The organism is Fundidesulfovibrio magnetotacticus, from assembly GCF_013019105.1.
Lineage (GTDB): Bacteria > Desulfobacterota > Desulfovibrionia > Desulfovibrionales > Desulfovibrionaceae > Fundidesulfovibrio > Fundidesulfovibrio magnetotacticus.
On sequence record NZ_BLTE01000010.1, the window covers coordinates 78,664 to 93,588 of the forward strand.

Here is a 14,925-nt window from a genome sequence, read left to right on the forward strand (position 1 = left end):
ACTCAATGCTGCACCACGACTTCTCCAAAACCCGGCTGAGCCTCCTGGTCATCGACGCCTCGGCGGACTTCCGCCTGTCCCTGGCCAACAGGCTTCTGGGGCTCTCGCGTATCGACGGCGACCTGCACACGGCGGCCAGCGTGGCCGAGGCCTGGCAGATCCTGGCCATGGGCTCCTTCGACGCCGTATTGGCCGGTCTGCCCCTGCCCCCGCCCTCGGATTCCGACCCGGGCGAACTGGCGGCCATCTTCTCCGGCATCCAGGTGGTGGGCTTCAGCGACACCGGGGCGCGGCTATTCCTGCACCCGTCGCTCACCGACAACGTGGCCATGGTGCTGCCGCGCGCCCGCCTGGACAACTCCCTGCTGGAACAGGCCATCCTGGCCGCCGTGGGCAAGGCCCGCCTCTGCCGTCAGCTGGAGGCCGCCCAGGTGGGGCTCATCGCTTCGGAAAAGCGCTTCCAGAACGTCATCGACAACAATGCCGACGGCATCGTGGTGGTGGACCTGAGCGGTCGCATCCGCTTCGTGAACCCGAGCGCCGAAAAGCTCTTCGGCGTGCCCGCCTACCTGCTGGTGGGCGAGCCCTTCGGCCATGCGCTCATCCCGGGCGGGAGCATGGAGATCGAGATGCTCACCCGCGACGGCGAACTCAAGACCGTGGAGATGCGCGCCGTGCAGTCGCGCTGGGAGGGAGGCGAGTTCGTCTACCTGGCCAGCCTGCGCGACATCTCATCGCGCAAGCGCCTGGAGCGCGACCTCACTTCCATGAAAGAGGCCGCCGAGTCCGCCAACCGCGCCAAAAGCCAGTTCCTGGCCAACATGAGCCACGAGATCCGCACGCCCATGAACGGCATCCTGGGCATGACGGAGCTGCTGCTGGCCTCGGAGCTCACGCGCAAGCAGCGCTACCACCTGGACATGGTGCGCCAGTCCGCAGCCTCGCTCATGGAGATCCTCAACGACATCCTCGATTTTTCCAAGATCGAGGCGGGGAAGCTGGAATTGGAGGAACAGGTCTTCGACCTGCACGCAACCATCCGCAGCGCCATCCGCATCTTCACCGCCCTGGCCCAGGACAAGGGGCTGGACCTGGGCTACTCCATCGCGGGAGACGTGCCCCGCCGCGCCCGGGGCGACTCCGGACGCCTGCGCCAGATCATCGTGAACCTCGTGGGCAATGCCGTGAAGTTCACCTCCCAGGGGGACATCCGCATCAAGGCCGGGTGCCTGCGTCTCCCCTGCGACGCCGGCCCTGCCGAGGTCCTGCTCAGCATGGAGGTGGCCGACACCGGCTCGGGCATCGCCAAATCCAAGCTGGACACCATCTTCGAGAGCTTCACCCAGGTGGACAACTCCTCCACCCGCAAATACTACGGCACCGGCCTGGGGCTGGCCATCTGCAAGCACCTGGTGGAACGCATGGGCGGCTCCATCCGCGTGGAGAGCGAAGAAGGCAAAGGCAGCGTCTTCAGTTTCGAGGTGAGGCTGCGCCTCGTGGACGACATCTGCCCCCTCCCCCTGCCCAAGCCCGCGCCAAAACCCAAGATCGCCCCCCTGACCATCCTCCTGGCCGAAGACAACCTGATCAACCAGCTCTTCGCCACCGAAATCCTGGAGCAGGACGGCCATAAGGTGGTGGCCGTGCCCAACGGCGCGCTGGCCCTGGAAACTCTGAGCACCACAGCCGTGGACGTGGTGCTCATGGACATCCAGATGCCCGAGATGGACGGCCTGGAGGCCACCCGCCGCATCCGCGAGGGGCTGGCGCCGGGCGTGCCGCGCGACCTGCCCGTCATCGCCATGACCGCCCACGCCCTCAAGGGCGACCGCGAACGCTTCCTGAATTCCGGCATGGACGACTACCTTTCCAAACCCGTCGGATCGGAGGAAATCCAGGCCGCCCTGCACCGCGTGCTCTCCGGCAGGCGCGGGGAACAGGCGGGCGCGCCGCCACCGGGCTCCAAGCTCCTCAACGAGGCATGGCTCCTGGAGAAGGCCCGTGGCAACCGGGACTTTCTCAAAAAGCTCTTCGCCGTGTTCGTGGACCAGCAGCCCGGCAAGGTGGAGGAGATGCGCGCCGCCCTGGCCGCCGGCGACCTGCGCGAGGTGGCCTTCATGGCCCACACCCTCAAGGGCGGCGCGGCGACCATGGGCGCGGAAGTGCTCAAGGACAGGGCCTTCGAGCTGGAAAAGGCCGCCAAGGCTGGCGACTCCGAACTGGCCGGGCAGGAGCTGGACGCCCTGGGCGACGAACTCCTGGAGACCATGCAGGCCATGCGCGAGTTCATGGCACGCTGACACCGGCCCTGCGTGACCCCCTCCTCCCTTCCCGCTTCCGGCGCGGCGCGGTCCCTCCCGTCCTTGCTGCTGCCGGGCCCGCTTCTGCTGCTGGGGCTTTGGCTCGGGCCTGCCGGGACCCTGGGGACCGGCCTGGAGCGCCTGCCCTCCTCCATCGAACGCTCAGGACCCGTCCAGTACTGCCTTGAGCACGGGTTTCGACTGCTGACGAGCCGCGAGCAGGCGTTCACCGTCCTCCCGGTCTTCTTTCCCGCGCGTCAGGTGCAGCCCCTGCAGGAGATGCACCCCGTCACCCTGCCCCTCTACGCCCTGGCCCGGTTCGCCGGAATGGAGCGCGAAAGGGCCTTCCAGGCGTGGTTCGCGGGGCTTTTCGCGCTCAATTTCCTCTGCGCCTGGCTGGCCTTGCGCCGAGAGGGCCCGGGCCAACCGGCCTTGAACGGGGCGGGGCTGGACGGATCGACCGCGCGCGGCGCTTCCCTGGGCGGCACGGGGCCGACCGGAGCCGTCGCGGCGTGCGGCGCGCTCCTCTTCGCCCTGGCGGCCCAGACACCCCGCGCCCTGGCGTATCCGGCGTTCCTTCACGCCTTCCCCCTGCCCCTGGCCTTCTGGGCGTTCCGCACATGGGCGCGCTCGGGGTCCCTGGGGGCCTGGGCCGGGGGATGCGCGGCCGCCGCGCTCCAGTGGCACGCCTGCCCGGAGCTGGGCGCGGCACTTTGCCTGGGGCTCGCCGCCGTGGGCGTCCGGCGCGCCATGGCGCGCCGGGGCAGAGCGGCGTGGGACTTCTTCCGGGCCGAGCGCCAGGGGGCCGTGGCTCTGGCCGCCCTGGCCTGCATGATCCCCCTGGGCCTCAACCTCCGGGAGGCCTTCCCCGGCGGCCCGCCCCTGGACTCCCTCGCCGCCTCCTTGCCGTGGTCCTTCGCGACCCTGGCCGCCTGCGCCCTGGCCTTGCCCGGCGCGCACGCCCTGGCGGCCCTTTTCGCCCGGAGGCGACCCGGTTGGCCATCCCTTGCGGCTCTGACGGCGGGCTTTCTGCTGGCCCTGGCCAGCCTCGCGACCGGCCCCGGCGGGGCGCGTCTGGACCATCTGCGCGCCCTGACGGACGAGGCACGTGGGGCTTTCGAAGTCCGACCGCCCGACAGCTCGGCGGTGGCGCTGGTCTTCGCAGCCGGAACGGACGGCGCGGCGGCTTCGGCGGTGGCCGAAACCCGTCCGGATTTTGGGCCGGACATGGCCCCGCCCGCGTCGCCGGACGGATCATCGTCCGCTGCCGGGTTCACGAGCGGAATCGCGGGCGCATCCGCCGTGGAGCGAACGGTGGCGGCCATGCTGGCGGCCCAGGACCTTGGGCTGCCGGTGGTCAACGGGCTGGCGGCCGCCGTGCCGCCGGGCTACGCCGCCTTCTCGCTGGAGCCCGACTGCCGGGGGCTGGCGCGCTGGCTTGCGCGGACGCAGTCGCGCGCCGAGGACCCGCTCGCCGGGAAATTGGGCGTGGTGCGGATCGACAGAAAGACCTCGCCCGGAGCCACCGGGGCCGCATCCCTGGTCGCACCGGGGACCGGGACGGAAACCCGCGACCCATGCGCCCTGCCCGCTCCGGTACGCGCCGAGGCGCGGGCCTGGCTGGAACGAAGCGCCCAGGAGGGCGACTCGGCGGACCTGGCCTGGCTCCTGGAGCTTCGTGGGTTCGAGCCTTACGGCGGCGGGTCGTGGCGGCTCCAGGGCGCGGGCGGCCTGACGCTTCTCGGCGGCGAACGAGCCACCCTGGAGTGGACGGGCGGCCCCTCGGGCGTGTTGCGGGTTCTGGTGGACGGCCGCTTCGCCGGACGACTTGAGACGGGCGGCGGCCCCGGCCGGGCGAGCTTCTCCCCCGCGCGCGAGACGCGCTACGTCTTTGAAGTGGAAAAGCCCGGCGAGGCGGTAGAGCTCTCCCGCATCGTCTTCACGCCCGCCGCGCGCTGAGAAAGGGCTCTACGCCCGAGGGGGCTTCGCTCCGGCGGACGCGGAGCCGACAAGGCGGCGTGTGCGCCACACCCCGCTGGAGAACGGCAGCCCCGGCCGGATGCGCGCGGGGCTCAGCACTCCATGCGGCTGGCCACGGGCATGCGCCATCCCGTGCCGAAGGCCCGGTCGGTGATCTTGATGCCCGGCGCGGCCTGGCGGCGCTTGAATTCGGCGATCTTCACCAGGCGGCAGACCTGGCGCACGGTCTCGGGGTCGAACCCGGCGGCCACGATCTCCTCCACGGACTGGTGGCGCTCCACGCGCAGGCGCAGGATGGCGTCCAGCACGTCGTAGGGCGGCAGGCTGTCCTGGTCGGTCTGGTCCGGGCGCAGCTCCGCAGAGGGCGTCTTTTCCACGATGGCCCGGGGGATCGGCTCCGGGCCGCGCGCGTTGAGCCACTCGCAGATGCGCCAGACCATGGTCTTGGGCACGTCGGAGACCACGGCCAGCCCGCCGGACATGTCGCCATAGATGGTGCAGTAGCCAACGGCCAGCTCGCTCTTGTTGCCCGTCGTGAGCAGGAGCGACCTGTGCTTGTTGGAAATGGCCATGAGCAGGTTGCCCCGGATGCGCGATTGGACGTTCTCCTCGGTGGTGTCCGGCGGCAGGCCCGCGAAGGCCGGGGCCAGGCTCCTCTCGAAGGCCTCCATGATGTCGCTGATGGGGATGGTGAGGGTCTTCACGCCAAGACGCCGGGCCAGATCCAGGGAATCCTCCACGCTGCCCCTGCTGGAATAGGGGCTGGGCATGAGCACGCCCAGCACGTTTTCCGGCCCCAGGGCCTCGGCGGCCACGGCGGCGGTGAGGGCAGAGTCCACGCCCCCCGAGAGGCCCAGGAGCGCGCCCTTGAAGCCGCACTTGGCGCAGTAGTCGCGCACGCCCAGCACCAGGGCGCGCCAGGCCTCGGACTCCTCGGAGAAGTCGTCCGGGGCGATGCGCCCTTCGCCGCGCCCCTGTTCCAGATCTTCGAGGTCCATCACGAGCACGTCCTCGGAGAAGGCCGCCGCGCGCGCGGCCAGCCGACCCCGGGCGTCCAGGGCCATGGAGCGGCCGTCGAAGACCAGATCGTCGTTGCCGCCCGCCTGGTTGCAGTAGACCACCGGAAGGCCGTATTTGCGCGCCGCCGCGCCCAGCATGGCCTCGCGCACGGGCTGCTTGCCCAGGGTGAAGGGCGAGGCCGAGAGGTTCAGGATGGCCTGGACGCCCTCCGCGACCAGACGCTCCACGGGGTCCTCGTGGTAGCGCCGGTCGCGCCAGTAGGCCTTGTCGTTCCAGATGTCCTCGCAGATGGTCACGCCCAGTCGGCGTCCCGCGAAATCGATGAAGCCCAGGCGCTCGCCCGGCTCGAAGTAGCGGTCCTCGTCGAAGACGTCGTAGGTGGGCAGGAGCTTCTTGGGCAGCAGCGCCTCCACGCGTCCGCCCGCGAGGAAGGCCGCGCAGTTCATCAGGGGGCGGCCCTGGGCCAGGGGACTGCGCGCCGCCGTGCCCGCCAGCAGGGCCGGGCCGTCGGCCAGGGAGCGGGCCAGCTCCTCCAGCACGGCGCGGGCCTTGTCCACGAAGGCGCTCGAGAGCAACAGGTCGCGCGGGGGATAGCCCGTGAGGGCCAGCTCCGGCGTGATGCAAAGCTCCGCCCCTGCCGCCTGGGCCTTGCGCGCCGCGCGGGCGATCCTTCCAGCGTTGCCGGTGAGGTCGCCCACCACGGGGTTCACCTGGAGCAGTCCGATCTTCATGCGAGCATGTCGGCCATGGAGTAGAGCTTGCCCGGCTCCTGCGCGCCGATCCAGAGCGCTGCCCGCAGCGCGCCGCGCGCGAAGTTCTCGCGGGTGTGGGCACGGTGCGTCACCTCGATGCGTTCGCCGGGGCCGAAGAAGTAGACGGTGTGGTCGCCCACCACGTCGCCGCCGCGCAGGGCCATGACGCCCAGCTCCTCCTGCGTGCGCGCCCCGATGATGCCCTCGCGGCCGCACTTCATCACGTCCTGGAGCTCCTGGCCGCGCGCCCCGGCCAGCACCTGGCCCAGCTTGATGGCCGTGCCGCTGGGCGAGTCGGCCTTCTTGTTGTGGTGGATCTCCATGATCTCCATGTCGTAGGCGGGGCCGAGGGCCTTGACCAGCAGCGGCAGGAACTGGGCCAGGGCGTTGATGCCCAGGCTCATGTTGGGCGACCAGAAGATGCGCCCCCTGGCGGAGGCGGCCTGGACGCGCTCCAACTGCTCGCCCTTGAGGCCCGTGGTGCCGATGACCACGGGATTGCCCAGGCGCGCGGCCGTCTCGGACACCAGCACGCTGGAGTCCGGGGCCGTGAAGTCCACGATTACGGCGCCGGGGAGCCTGGAGAAAACCTCCTCCATGGACGAGCCCTTGACGCAGTCCGGGTAGCGGTCCAGGGCCGCCTCGTTGCCCGGGCGCTCCACCACGCCCGCCAGCCGGAAGGCCGGGTCGGCCATGGCCAGCTGGCACAGGGTCTGGCCCATGCGGCCGCCGGCCCCCATGATGATCACGTCGCGCACGCTCATATCGTCCCCCTCGGTTGCGGCCGCCCCGCGCGGGCGGCCGGGTGATGGATCAGGAAAACCATGTGCCCAGAAGTTGTCGCAACAAGACCCGGTGTGAACGCTCGCGTCGCGAAGCCGAAGGGGAGTCCATAGGGCGCGAGCCCTTTGGCCGCCGGAGGCTTCTGAAACCATGACTGGGCAAGTTCCTCATGCTCCGCTTGAAATTGCGGTCTCGTCGCCACGGGAAACCGGGCCTTCGCGCCGTGGGGCGCGGGCTCAGGCCTCCGGGGCCTCCCCGGCCTGGCGCAGCAGGGTCTCGAAGCCCTCCTGGTCCAGCACTGGTACACCAAGAGCCCGGGCTTTATCCAGCTTGGAGCCGGGGTCCTGCCCGGCCACCAGGTAGTCGAGCTTCTTGGAGACGGACCCGGCCGCCGTGCCGCCCAGGCCCTCCACCAGGGCCTCGGCCTGGGAGCGCGTCATGCCCGCGAGCCCGCCGGTGAACAGGAACCGCTTGCCCGCCAGGGGCTTTGGTCCCATGGCGGCCGGGGCGTCGGCTGGCCTTGAGGGCCAGAGGCCAATGGCCCGGAAGCGCTCCAGGAGTTCGCGGTTGCCTGGGTTGTCGAAGAAGGCGCGCAGGCTCTGGGCCACCTCGGGGCCGATGTCGGGCAGGAGCTGCAGCTCCTCGGCCGTCGCCCGGGCCAGGGCGTCCAGGTCCCGGAAGGCCCCGGCCAGGGTGCGCGCGGTCTGCGCCCCCACCTGGCGGATTCCCAGGGCCGCGATGAGCCGGGCCAGCGTGGCGCTCCGGCGCGCCTTGTCGAAGGCCTCCACGAAGTTGGCGGCCAGCTTCTCCCCCATGCGCTCCAGGGGCAGGAGGTCCTCCAGGGTGAGGGCGAAGAGGTCCGCCGGGGACTTCACTATCCCCTTCTCCACGAGGATTTCGATCCAGCGCTTGCCCACGCCTTCGATGTCCAGCCCGGACTTGGAGACGAAGAAGACGATGGCCCCCTTGAGCACCGCCGGACAGGAGACGTTGAGGCAGCGCCAGGCCGCCTCGTCCGCCAGACGCGTGACCCGGGAGCCGCAGGAGGGGCACGCTTCCGGGAAAACGAAGGGCTCAAGGCCCACGGGGCGCTTTTCGGGGACGCTGCGCACCACCTCGGGGATCACGTCGCCCGCGCGCTGCACCACCACGGTGTCGCCGGGGCGCACGTCCTTGGCCTTGATCTCGTCCTCGTTGTGCAGGGTGGCGCGCGAGACGGTCACCCCGGCCAGGCTCACGGGGGCCAGCACCGCCACGGGCGTGAGCACCCCGGTGCGGCCCACCTGGACCTCGATGCGCTCCAAGAGCGTCTCGGCCTGGCGCGGCGGAAACTTCCAGGCCACGGCCCAGCGCGGTGCGCGCGCCGTGAAGCCCGCCTCGCGCTGCCAGTCCAGACGGTCGAGCTTGACCACCATGCCGTCGATCTCGAACGGCAGCTTGTCGCGGGTGCGCTCCAGTTCGGCGTAGAGGGCCTCCACTCCGGCGGCGTCCACGGCCCTGCCCTCGCGGGCCACGGTGAAGCCCAGCCTGCCCAGGCCCTCCATGAGCGCGTGCTGGGTGGGCCATGGGTCGCCCATGGGCCAGCGGGTCTCGCCCGCGCCGTAGGCGAAGAAGCGCAGAGGGCGGGAGGCCGTCACGCGCGAATCGAGCTGGCGCACGCTGCCTGCGGCCGCGTTGCGCGGGTTGGCGAACACCTTGGCCCCGGCCTCGTCCTGGGTCTGGTTGAGGGCGTGGAAGTCGGCCTTGGTGATCACCACCTCGCCGCGCACCTCCAGAAGTTCGGGCACGGGCAGGTTGGCCTTGGCCGCGTGGCGGCGCAGGTCCAGGGGGAGGTTGCGCACGGTGCGCATGTTGTCGGTGACGTCCTCGCCCGTCTCGCCGTCGCCCCGGGTGAGGGCCTGGACGAAGCGGCCGTGCTCGTAGATGACCTCCAGGGCCAGACCGTCGAATTTGGGGTCGGCCCAGAAGGAGAACGCGCGCTCGGGCAGCACGCGGCCCAGGCGCTCCAGGAAGGCCTGCCATTCCTCCGGGGTGAGGGCGTTGTCCAGGCTGTACATCCTCTGGCGGTGCGGGCGGGAGGCGAAGGCCTGGGCCACGGCCCCGCCCACGCGGCGCGTGGGGGAGTTGGGGTCGTCCAGTTCGGGATGGGCGTCCTCCAGGTCCTTCAGCTCGCGGAACAGGGCGTCGTACTGGGCGTCGGTAATCTCGGGAGCGTCCAGGGTGTAATAGAGGAGGTTGTGGCGCTCCAGTTCGTGGCGCAGCTGCTGGACGCGCTGGGCCGGGGTCTGGCCGGTGGGGTTCATGGGTCGATCCCTTGTCTGCTGGGGGTCTTGGCGTTGAAGATCACCTGCCAGAGCCGCTCGAAGGCGTGGCCGGTGTTGCGGGCGTCGTCCGGGTCGTCCAGGATGAGTTGCAAGCAACGTTTATAGAAACGTTTTGAGCGCGACAAGATGCGCTCTTTACTGACGAAAAGCAATCCGGCAGGGGCCGTCGCTAGAAACGTCTCGGGCACGTCGCCCGCGAAAAGCTCCGCGTACACAGCACCCACGGGGATGTCCCGGGAGCGGCCCTTCCAGCGATCGCGGGCCTCGGGAGTGTCCATGGCGTGGGGCCTGCCCAGGCGGTCGCACTTGAGCTTGAACCAGGCGAAGCCGGTGAAGGCCGATCCCAGGCGGACGTTGCGTTCGATGGCCGCCTTGAGGGCCGCCGCGTCCGCTTCGCCGTCCGCGCTCAGGTGCTTGAAGGGGTCTCCCTGGAGGAAGGCCGTGAAGTCCGGAAAGTCCGGGTAGCGGGCCAGGATGTGCGTCAGGTAGGTGTGGCTCTCCCGGCCCACGTTGGGCAATGGCGTCCAGACCGCGCCGAAAGTCTCCGGGGGCGTCGGGTCGCCGGACTTGTCGTAGACCGTGGCGGGCAGACCCATGTCCGCCAGCCAGGAGACGTCCTCGCGGTAGCGCGCGATCACCAGCTCCACCGAAGGCGGCTCCAGCGCATGCTCCCGCTGGCCCGGCCCGCGCATCTGGCCCTCCGGCTTGTTGAGGATCGGTTCCATGGGGTACACCTGCTGGGCCGGTCCGCGCGCGGCGTCCCGGCCGGGTCGCGGCCTAGCTGGCGGCCTCGCGCTGGAGGTCGGCCAGGAGCTTCTTGCCTCCCACCAGGATGAGGGTGTCTCCGGCCTGGAGCACGGACTGGGGCTGTGGGTTGAAGAGCAGCTTGCCGTCGGGCTTCTGGATGCCGATGACGATGACGTTCCAGCGCTGGCGCAACTGGGAGGCGATGAGGTCCTTGCCCGCGAGGCTCGATCCCTGGGAGATGGTGAGCTGTTCCATCTGGAGGTCCTCGTTGTCGCCGCGCATGGCCAGGTCCATGAAGCCCAGCACCGAGGGGCGCAGCACCGAGTGGGCCATGCGCACGCCGCCGTAGAGGTGCGGGAAGAGCACCTGGTTGGCCCCGGCGCGCTGGAGGCGCTGGGAGTGGTCGGGCGAGTCGGAGCGGGCCACGATGACGATCTCGGGGTTGAGCTGGCGGGCCGTGAGCGTCACGTAGACGTTGGCCGCCTCCTCGGAGAGCGCCGAGACCAGGGCCTTGGCGTGTTTGAGCCCGGCGGCCAGGAGGATGTCGTCCTTGGTGGCGTCTCCGGCCACGAAGGGGATGTCCTTGCCTTCCAGCTCCTCCACCAGGGCGTGGGAGCGCTCCACCACCACCACGTCCTGGCCCTCGGCCGCGATCTCGCGGGCCACCACGGACCCGATGCGGCCGTAGCCGCAGACGATGGTGTGCCCCCGCATGTTCTCGATGGCGTGCCGCATCCAGCGCCTCCCGAAGATGTTTTGGATGTGCCCCTCGATCATGAGCTGCACGATGGCTCCCGCCAGGTAGAAGAAGGTGCCCACGCCCGAGAGCAGCAGCACGGCCGTGACCGCCCTGCCCGCCCGGGTGAGGGGGTGCACCTCGCCGTAGCCCACGGTGGTGAGCGAGATGATCACCATGTACACGCTGTCGAAGAGGTCCCACTCCTCCACGAACATGTAGGCCAGCGTGCCGCCCACGAAGATGAAGGCCACGGCCGTGAGGCCCGCGATAACGGGCCAGAGCACGCCCAGCCTGCGCCGCATGAGCGTGAAGCGGTTCACGCGGCGCAGCACCCTGCCCCGGCGCATGCCGCGCACGCCGGGTTCGATCTTGCGCGGGGCTTTCACGGGGCGTCCCCGCCATCCTGCCGGGCGCGCAGGGCGGTGATGGCGTCGCGCAGTTCGGCGGCGCGCTCGAAGGCCAGGTCCTTTGCGGCGGCGCGCATGTCCTTCTCCAGGCGTTTGAGGAGCTTTTCCACGGTCTGGGCGTCCTGGGCCTGTTCCATAAGCCCGTCCACGAAGCTCACGGAACGGCCCTTGGGCTCCTTGACCGGCTTGGACTGGGCGTAGATGCCCTCCAGCACGTTGTCCATCTCTTTGTGGATGGTGCGGGGCACGATGCCGTGTCGGGCGTTGTGCTCCTCCTGGCGGGCGCGGCGGCGGGCCGTCTCGTCGAGCGCGTCCCTCATGGAGCGCGTCACCTGGTCGGCGTAGAGGATCACCCGGCCCGAGACGTTGCGCGCGGCGCGCCCGAAGGTCTGGATGAGCGAGCGCGTGGAGCGCAGGAAGCCCTCCTTGTCGGCGTCCAGCACGGCCACCAGCGAGACCTCGGGGATGTCCAGGCCCTCGCGCAGCAGGTTGATGCCCACCAGCACCGAGAACTCCCCGGCGCGCAGGGCCTGGATGATGGCCACGCGCTCCAGGGTGTCGATGTCCGAGTGCAGGTAGCGGGTGGCCACTCCGAAATTGTTCAAGTAGTCCGTGAGCTCTTCGGCCATGCGCTTGGTGAGCGTGGTCACCAGCACACGATCGCCCAGGGCCACGCGCTTCTTGCATTCCGAGAGCAGGTCGTCCACCTGGCCCTTCACGGGGCGCACCTCGGCCACGGGGTCCAGGAGCCCGGTGGGGCGGATGATCTGCTCCACCACCAGGCCCTGGGCGCGCTCCATCTCCCAGGGGCCGGGCGTGGCCGAGACGTACACCGCCTGGCCGATGCGCGTCTGGAACTCCTGGAAGTTCAGGGGCCTGTTGTCCAGGGCCGAGGGCAGGCGGAAGCCGTAATCCACCAGGGTGGATTTGCGCGAGAGGTCGCCGTTGTACATGCCCCCGATCTGGGGCACGGTGATGTGCGATTCGTCCACGAAGAGGATGAAGTCGTCGGGGAAGTAGTCCAGGAGGGTGGCCGGGGGGTCGCCCGCCTTTCGGCCGTCCAGGTGCCTGGAATAGTTCTCGATGCCGTTGCAGTAGCCCACTTCCTCGATCATCTCCAGGTCGTAGAGTGTGCGCTGCTCCAGGCGCTGGGCCTCCACGAGCCGGTTTTCCCGCTGGTACTGCATCAGGCGTTCGCGCAGTTCCTCGCGGATGTCGTGCATGGCGCGCGTGAGGTTGTCGCGGTCCGAAACATAGTGGGAGTTGGGGAAGATGACGGTCTTCTTCAGCCGCGAGAGCACCTCTCCGGTGAGTGGGTCGGTCTCCAGCATGGCTTCCAGTTCGTCCCCGAAAAATTCCAGGCGCAGGGCGCGCTCGCGGGAATAGGCGGGGATGATCTCCAGCACGTCGCCGCGCACGCGGAAGACGCCGCGGTGGAAGTCCATGTCGTTGCGCTCGTACTGCACCTCCACCAGCCGGGAGATGACCTCCTCCATGGCGATGCGCTGGCCCTCCTCCAGGGGGAGCACCATCTTGGCGTAGTATTCGGGCGACCCCAGGCCGTAGATGCAGCTCACCGAGGCCACGATGAGCACGTCGCGCCGGGTGAGCAGCGCGTGGGTGGCCGCGTGCCGGAGCTTGTCGATATCCTCGTTGATGGAGGAGTCCTTTTCGATGTAGGTGTCCGTGCGGGGCAGATAGGCTTCGGGCTGGTAGTAGTCGTAGTAACTGACGAAGTACTCCACGGCGTTCTCCGGGAAGAGTCCCCGGAATTCGTTGAAGAGCTGCGCGGCCAGGGTCTTGTTGGGCGCGATCACCAGGGCCGGGCGGCCCGTGGCGGCCACCACCTGGGCCATGGTGAAGGTCTTGCCCGTGCCCGTGGCGCCCAGGAGCACCTGATCGCGCACGCCCTCGTTCAGGTTTTCCACCAGCCCGGCGATGGCCTGGGGCTGGTCGCCCTGCGGCGAGAACGGGCTGGAGAGCCGGAATGCTGATTGACTTTTGCCCAGTTTTTTCAAATCTTTCCCCCTCGGCAACCAACACGGCGATTCTACGGCCTCCAGGGCCATAAAACAAGCGGAGAAGCCACCATGCTCAGAGAGTTCGTCCCGGCCAGCGAAAAGCTCCCCGTGGACCGCGCCTGGTCCATGTCCATCGTGATCAAAAGCTTCAAGGGGCGCAAGGACGTGGAAGTCCACCTCTTCCGGCCCGAATGGGACTGCCTGGAAGAAGACTCCTTCGACTGGAACGACATCCTGGGCGACCCCATGCACCCGGACATGGACGCCGACATGGGCTCGGGCCGCAAGCTCGTGATGGAATCCTTCACCCCCGACGAGCGCGACATGGTGGCCGCCTACTTCGAGGAGCGCTACGCGGGCAAGCTGGCCGCCATCCGCGCCTGCCCCATCGACTTCCCCGTGCCCCTGGGCATCCCCGCCCTCTGCGACCTGGAGGAAGGCAAGGACATGGGCTTCGTGCTCTTCGACCGCATCCCCAACTACGCCCTGCCCTTCCCCGTGCGCGGCTTCTTCGACCTGAGCCAGCACGCGCCCATCGTGGAGGTGGAGGAAGGGTCATGAAGAACCTCTGCGTGTTCCTGGGCTCCAACCCCGGGACGAAGCCGGGCTACGCCGAGGCCGCCGGGGAGATGGGACGTCTCCTGGCGGCCCGGGGCGTGGGGCTGGTGTACGGCGGGGCCAAAAACGGGCTCATGGGCGTGCTGGCCCGGGCCGCGGCCGAGGCCGGAGGCCGCGTGATCGGCGTGCTGCCGGGGTTCCTCAAGGCCAAGGAGCTGGCCTTCGAGGGGCTTACGGAGATGCACGAGGTGGAGTCCATGCACGAGCGCAAGGCGCTCATGGCCGAACTCTCCGACGGCTTCGTGGCCATGCCGGGGGGGCTCGGAACGCTGGAGGAGATCTTCGAGGTGGCCACCTGGGGACAGCTGGCCCTGCACGCCAAACCGGTGGGTTTCCTGAACATCCTCGGCTACTACGACAAGCTCACGGGATTTCTGAACCACATGGTGGACGAAGGCTTCCTCAAAAGCCCTCACCGCAACAACCTGCTCTTCTCCGACGACCCCGGGGAACTGCTGGACCTCATGGAGGCGCACCGCCCCGCCGTGCTCGGCAAGTGGTACGGGCTGGAGAAGTCGTGATCCGTTCCGGCGGAGAGAGCCCTCTTGACGCTGTATCGTAAAAGATACATTCTCCCATGACGTACACCGCCCGCCGATACGCCTTTGAAGATGGCAAGGAGCCTTTCAGCCTGTGGTTCAAAGCCTTGCGCGACTTCCGGGCCAAGGCCGCGATCCTGAAGCGGATCGAGCGCCTTGAAGCGGGCAATTTCGGCGCTGCCAAACCATGCCGGAACGGAGTGCATGAATTGGTGGTGGATTTCGGGCCAGGGTACAGAGTCTATTACGGCCTGGTGGGGAAGGAGATCGTCCTGTTGCTCTGCGCCGGGGACAAAAGGACGCAGCAGGCCGACATAGACAGGGCCATCAGCTATTTGGACGACTACAGGGAGCGTACGCGGTGAAATCTGCATGCAGGGCCAGTGTGAGCCATCATGACGCCGTGGTCCGGGAACTGCGGGAAGACCCGGAACTGGCGTTCGAATACCTGAAGGCCACTCTGGAGGAAGAGGACGAGGTTGCGCTCCGGCTGGGGCTTCGCCGTCTGGTGCAGGCCTATGGCGCGGCGGAGGTGGCCGGAAAGGCCGGACTGCGCAGGGAAAATCTCTACCGGGCGCTCTCTCCTGGCGGCAATCCCACCCTGAAGACGCTTACGTCCATCCTGCGGGCCTTGGGCCTGCGCCTGAGCGTGGAGCGCATCCAGAGCGACGCCCAGGCGGGTTGCTGATTTCCGC

Annotated in this window: 12 protein-coding genes; 6 read left to right on the plus strand and 6 right to left on the minus strand. The window is 69.1% G+C overall.

What is annotated here, in order from left to right:
* Positions 1-5 precede the first annotated feature (5 nt).
* Complete coding sequence (locus tag NNJEOMEG_RS11670) at positions 6-2,300, plus strand: hybrid sensor histidine kinase/response regulator (protein ID WP_173084616.1); 2,295 nt, start codon at positions 6-8, stop codon at positions 2,298-2,300.
* A gap of 63 nt (positions 2,301-2,363) precedes the next feature.
* Positions 2,364-4,259 (plus strand): hypothetical protein, encoded by a 1,896-nt coding sequence (locus NNJEOMEG_RS11675; protein WP_173084619.1) that lies wholly within the window; start codon positions 2,364-2,366, stop codon positions 4,257-4,259.
* Between the two features lie 113 nt (positions 4,260-4,372).
* Here the strand turns inward: NNJEOMEG_RS11675 and NNJEOMEG_RS11680 are convergent, their stop codons facing one another.
* The 6 genes from NNJEOMEG_RS11680 to uvrB all read right to left on the minus strand — a co-directional run bounded on the left by NNJEOMEG_RS11680 (position 4,373) and on the right by uvrB (position 13,070).
* A complete protein-coding gene (locus tag NNJEOMEG_RS11680; protein WP_173084621.1) occupies positions 4,373-6,031 on the minus strand; it encodes an NAD+ synthase in 1,659 nt (552 codons plus the stop codon).
* The gene (gene dapB, locus NNJEOMEG_RS11685) at positions 6,028-6,816 is read right to left on the minus strand and encodes a 4-hydroxy-tetrahydrodipicolinate reductase (RefSeq protein ID WP_173084623.1); all 789 of its coding nucleotides are present in this window, start codon (positions 6,814-6,816) and stop codon (positions 6,028-6,030) included. The genes NNJEOMEG_RS11680 and dapB overlap by 4 nt, the downstream gene beginning before the upstream one ends.
* 255 nt (positions 6,817-7,071) lie before the next feature.
* The gene (gene ligA / locus NNJEOMEG_RS11690) at positions 7,072-9,138 is read right to left on the minus strand and encodes an NAD-dependent DNA ligase LigA (protein WP_173084625.1); all 2,067 of its coding nucleotides are present in this window, start codon (positions 9,136-9,138) and stop codon (positions 7,072-7,074) included.
* On the minus strand, positions 9,135-9,884 hold the full coding sequence (locus NNJEOMEG_RS11695; RefSeq protein WP_308464637.1) for a DUF3431 domain-containing protein: 750 nt from the start codon (positions 9,882-9,884) through the stop codon (positions 9,135-9,137). The genes ligA and NNJEOMEG_RS11695 overlap by 4 nt, the downstream gene beginning before the upstream one ends.
* 52 nt (positions 9,885-9,936) lie before the next feature.
* Entirely contained in the window at positions 9,937-11,031 is a 1,095-nt protein-coding gene (locus tag NNJEOMEG_RS11700) for a potassium channel family protein (RefSeq protein WP_235956938.1), read from the minus strand.
* Positions 11,028-13,070: an excinuclease ABC subunit UvrB gene (uvrB, locus tag NNJEOMEG_RS11705; protein ID WP_308464639.1), complete on the minus strand. Its 2,043-nt coding sequence runs from the start codon at positions 13,068-13,070 to the stop codon at positions 11,028-11,030. The genes NNJEOMEG_RS11700 and uvrB overlap by 4 nt, the downstream gene beginning before the upstream one ends.
* Positions 13,071-13,142: 72 nt before the next feature.
* Here uvrB and NNJEOMEG_RS11710 point away from each other — a divergent pair, with 72 nt between their 5' ends.
* Genes NNJEOMEG_RS11710 through NNJEOMEG_RS11725 form a run of 4 tightly spaced genes read left to right on the plus strand, consistent with a single transcriptional unit; the run spans position 13,143 to position 14,918 of the window.
* Entirely contained in the window at positions 13,143-13,634 is a 492-nt protein-coding gene (locus NNJEOMEG_RS11710) for a hypothetical protein (RefSeq protein WP_173084629.1), read from the plus strand.
* Positions 13,631-14,212, plus strand: a complete 582-nt coding sequence (locus NNJEOMEG_RS11715) for an LOG family protein (RefSeq protein WP_173084631.1) — start codon at positions 13,631-13,633, stop codon at positions 14,210-14,212. The genes NNJEOMEG_RS11710 and NNJEOMEG_RS11715 overlap by 4 nt, the downstream gene beginning before the upstream one ends.
* Positions 14,213-14,268: 56 nt before the next feature.
* Positions 14,269-14,595, plus strand: a complete 327-nt coding sequence (locus tag NNJEOMEG_RS11720) for a type II toxin-antitoxin system RelE/ParE family toxin (RefSeq protein ID WP_173084633.1) — start codon at positions 14,269-14,271, stop codon at positions 14,593-14,595.
* A 20-nt stretch (positions 14,596-14,615) separates the two neighbouring features.
* Positions 14,616-14,918 carry an addiction module antidote protein gene (locus NNJEOMEG_RS11725; protein ID WP_235956939.1) on the plus strand — a complete coding sequence of 101 codons (303 nt, stop codon included), beginning with the start codon at positions 14,616-14,618 and terminating at the stop codon, positions 14,916-14,918.
* Positions 14,919-14,925 lie beyond the last annotated feature (7 nt).

Coding starts and splice junctions, on each gene's coding strand:
- NNJEOMEG_RS11670 (WP_173084616.1), top strand. CDS start 6: ATGCTGCACCACGACTTCTCCAAAACCCGGCTGAGCCTCCTGGTCATC.
- NNJEOMEG_RS11680 (WP_173084621.1), bottom strand. CDS start 6,031: ATGAAGATCGGACTGCTCCAGGTGAACCCCGTGGTGGGCGACCTCACC.
- dapB (WP_173084623.1), bottom strand. CDS start 6,816: ATGAGCGTGCGCGACGTGATCATCATGGGGGCCGGCGGCCGCATGGGC.
- ligA (WP_173084625.1), bottom strand. CDS start 9,138: ATGAACCCCACCGGCCAGACCCCGGCCCAGCGCGTCCAGCAGCTGCGC.
- NNJEOMEG_RS11695 (WP_308464637.1), bottom strand. CDS start 9,884: ATGGAACCGATCCTCAACAAGCCGGAGGGCCAGATGCGCGGGCCGGGC.
- NNJEOMEG_RS11710 (WP_173084629.1), top strand. CDS start 13,143: ATGCTCAGAGAGTTCGTCCCGGCCAGCGAAAAGCTCCCCGTGGACCGC.
- NNJEOMEG_RS11715 (WP_173084631.1), top strand. CDS start 13,631: ATGAAGAACCTCTGCGTGTTCCTGGGCTCCAACCCCGGGACGAAGCCG.
- NNJEOMEG_RS11720 (WP_173084633.1), top strand. CDS start 14,269: ATGACGTACACCGCCCGCCGATACGCCTTTGAAGATGGCAAGGAGCCT.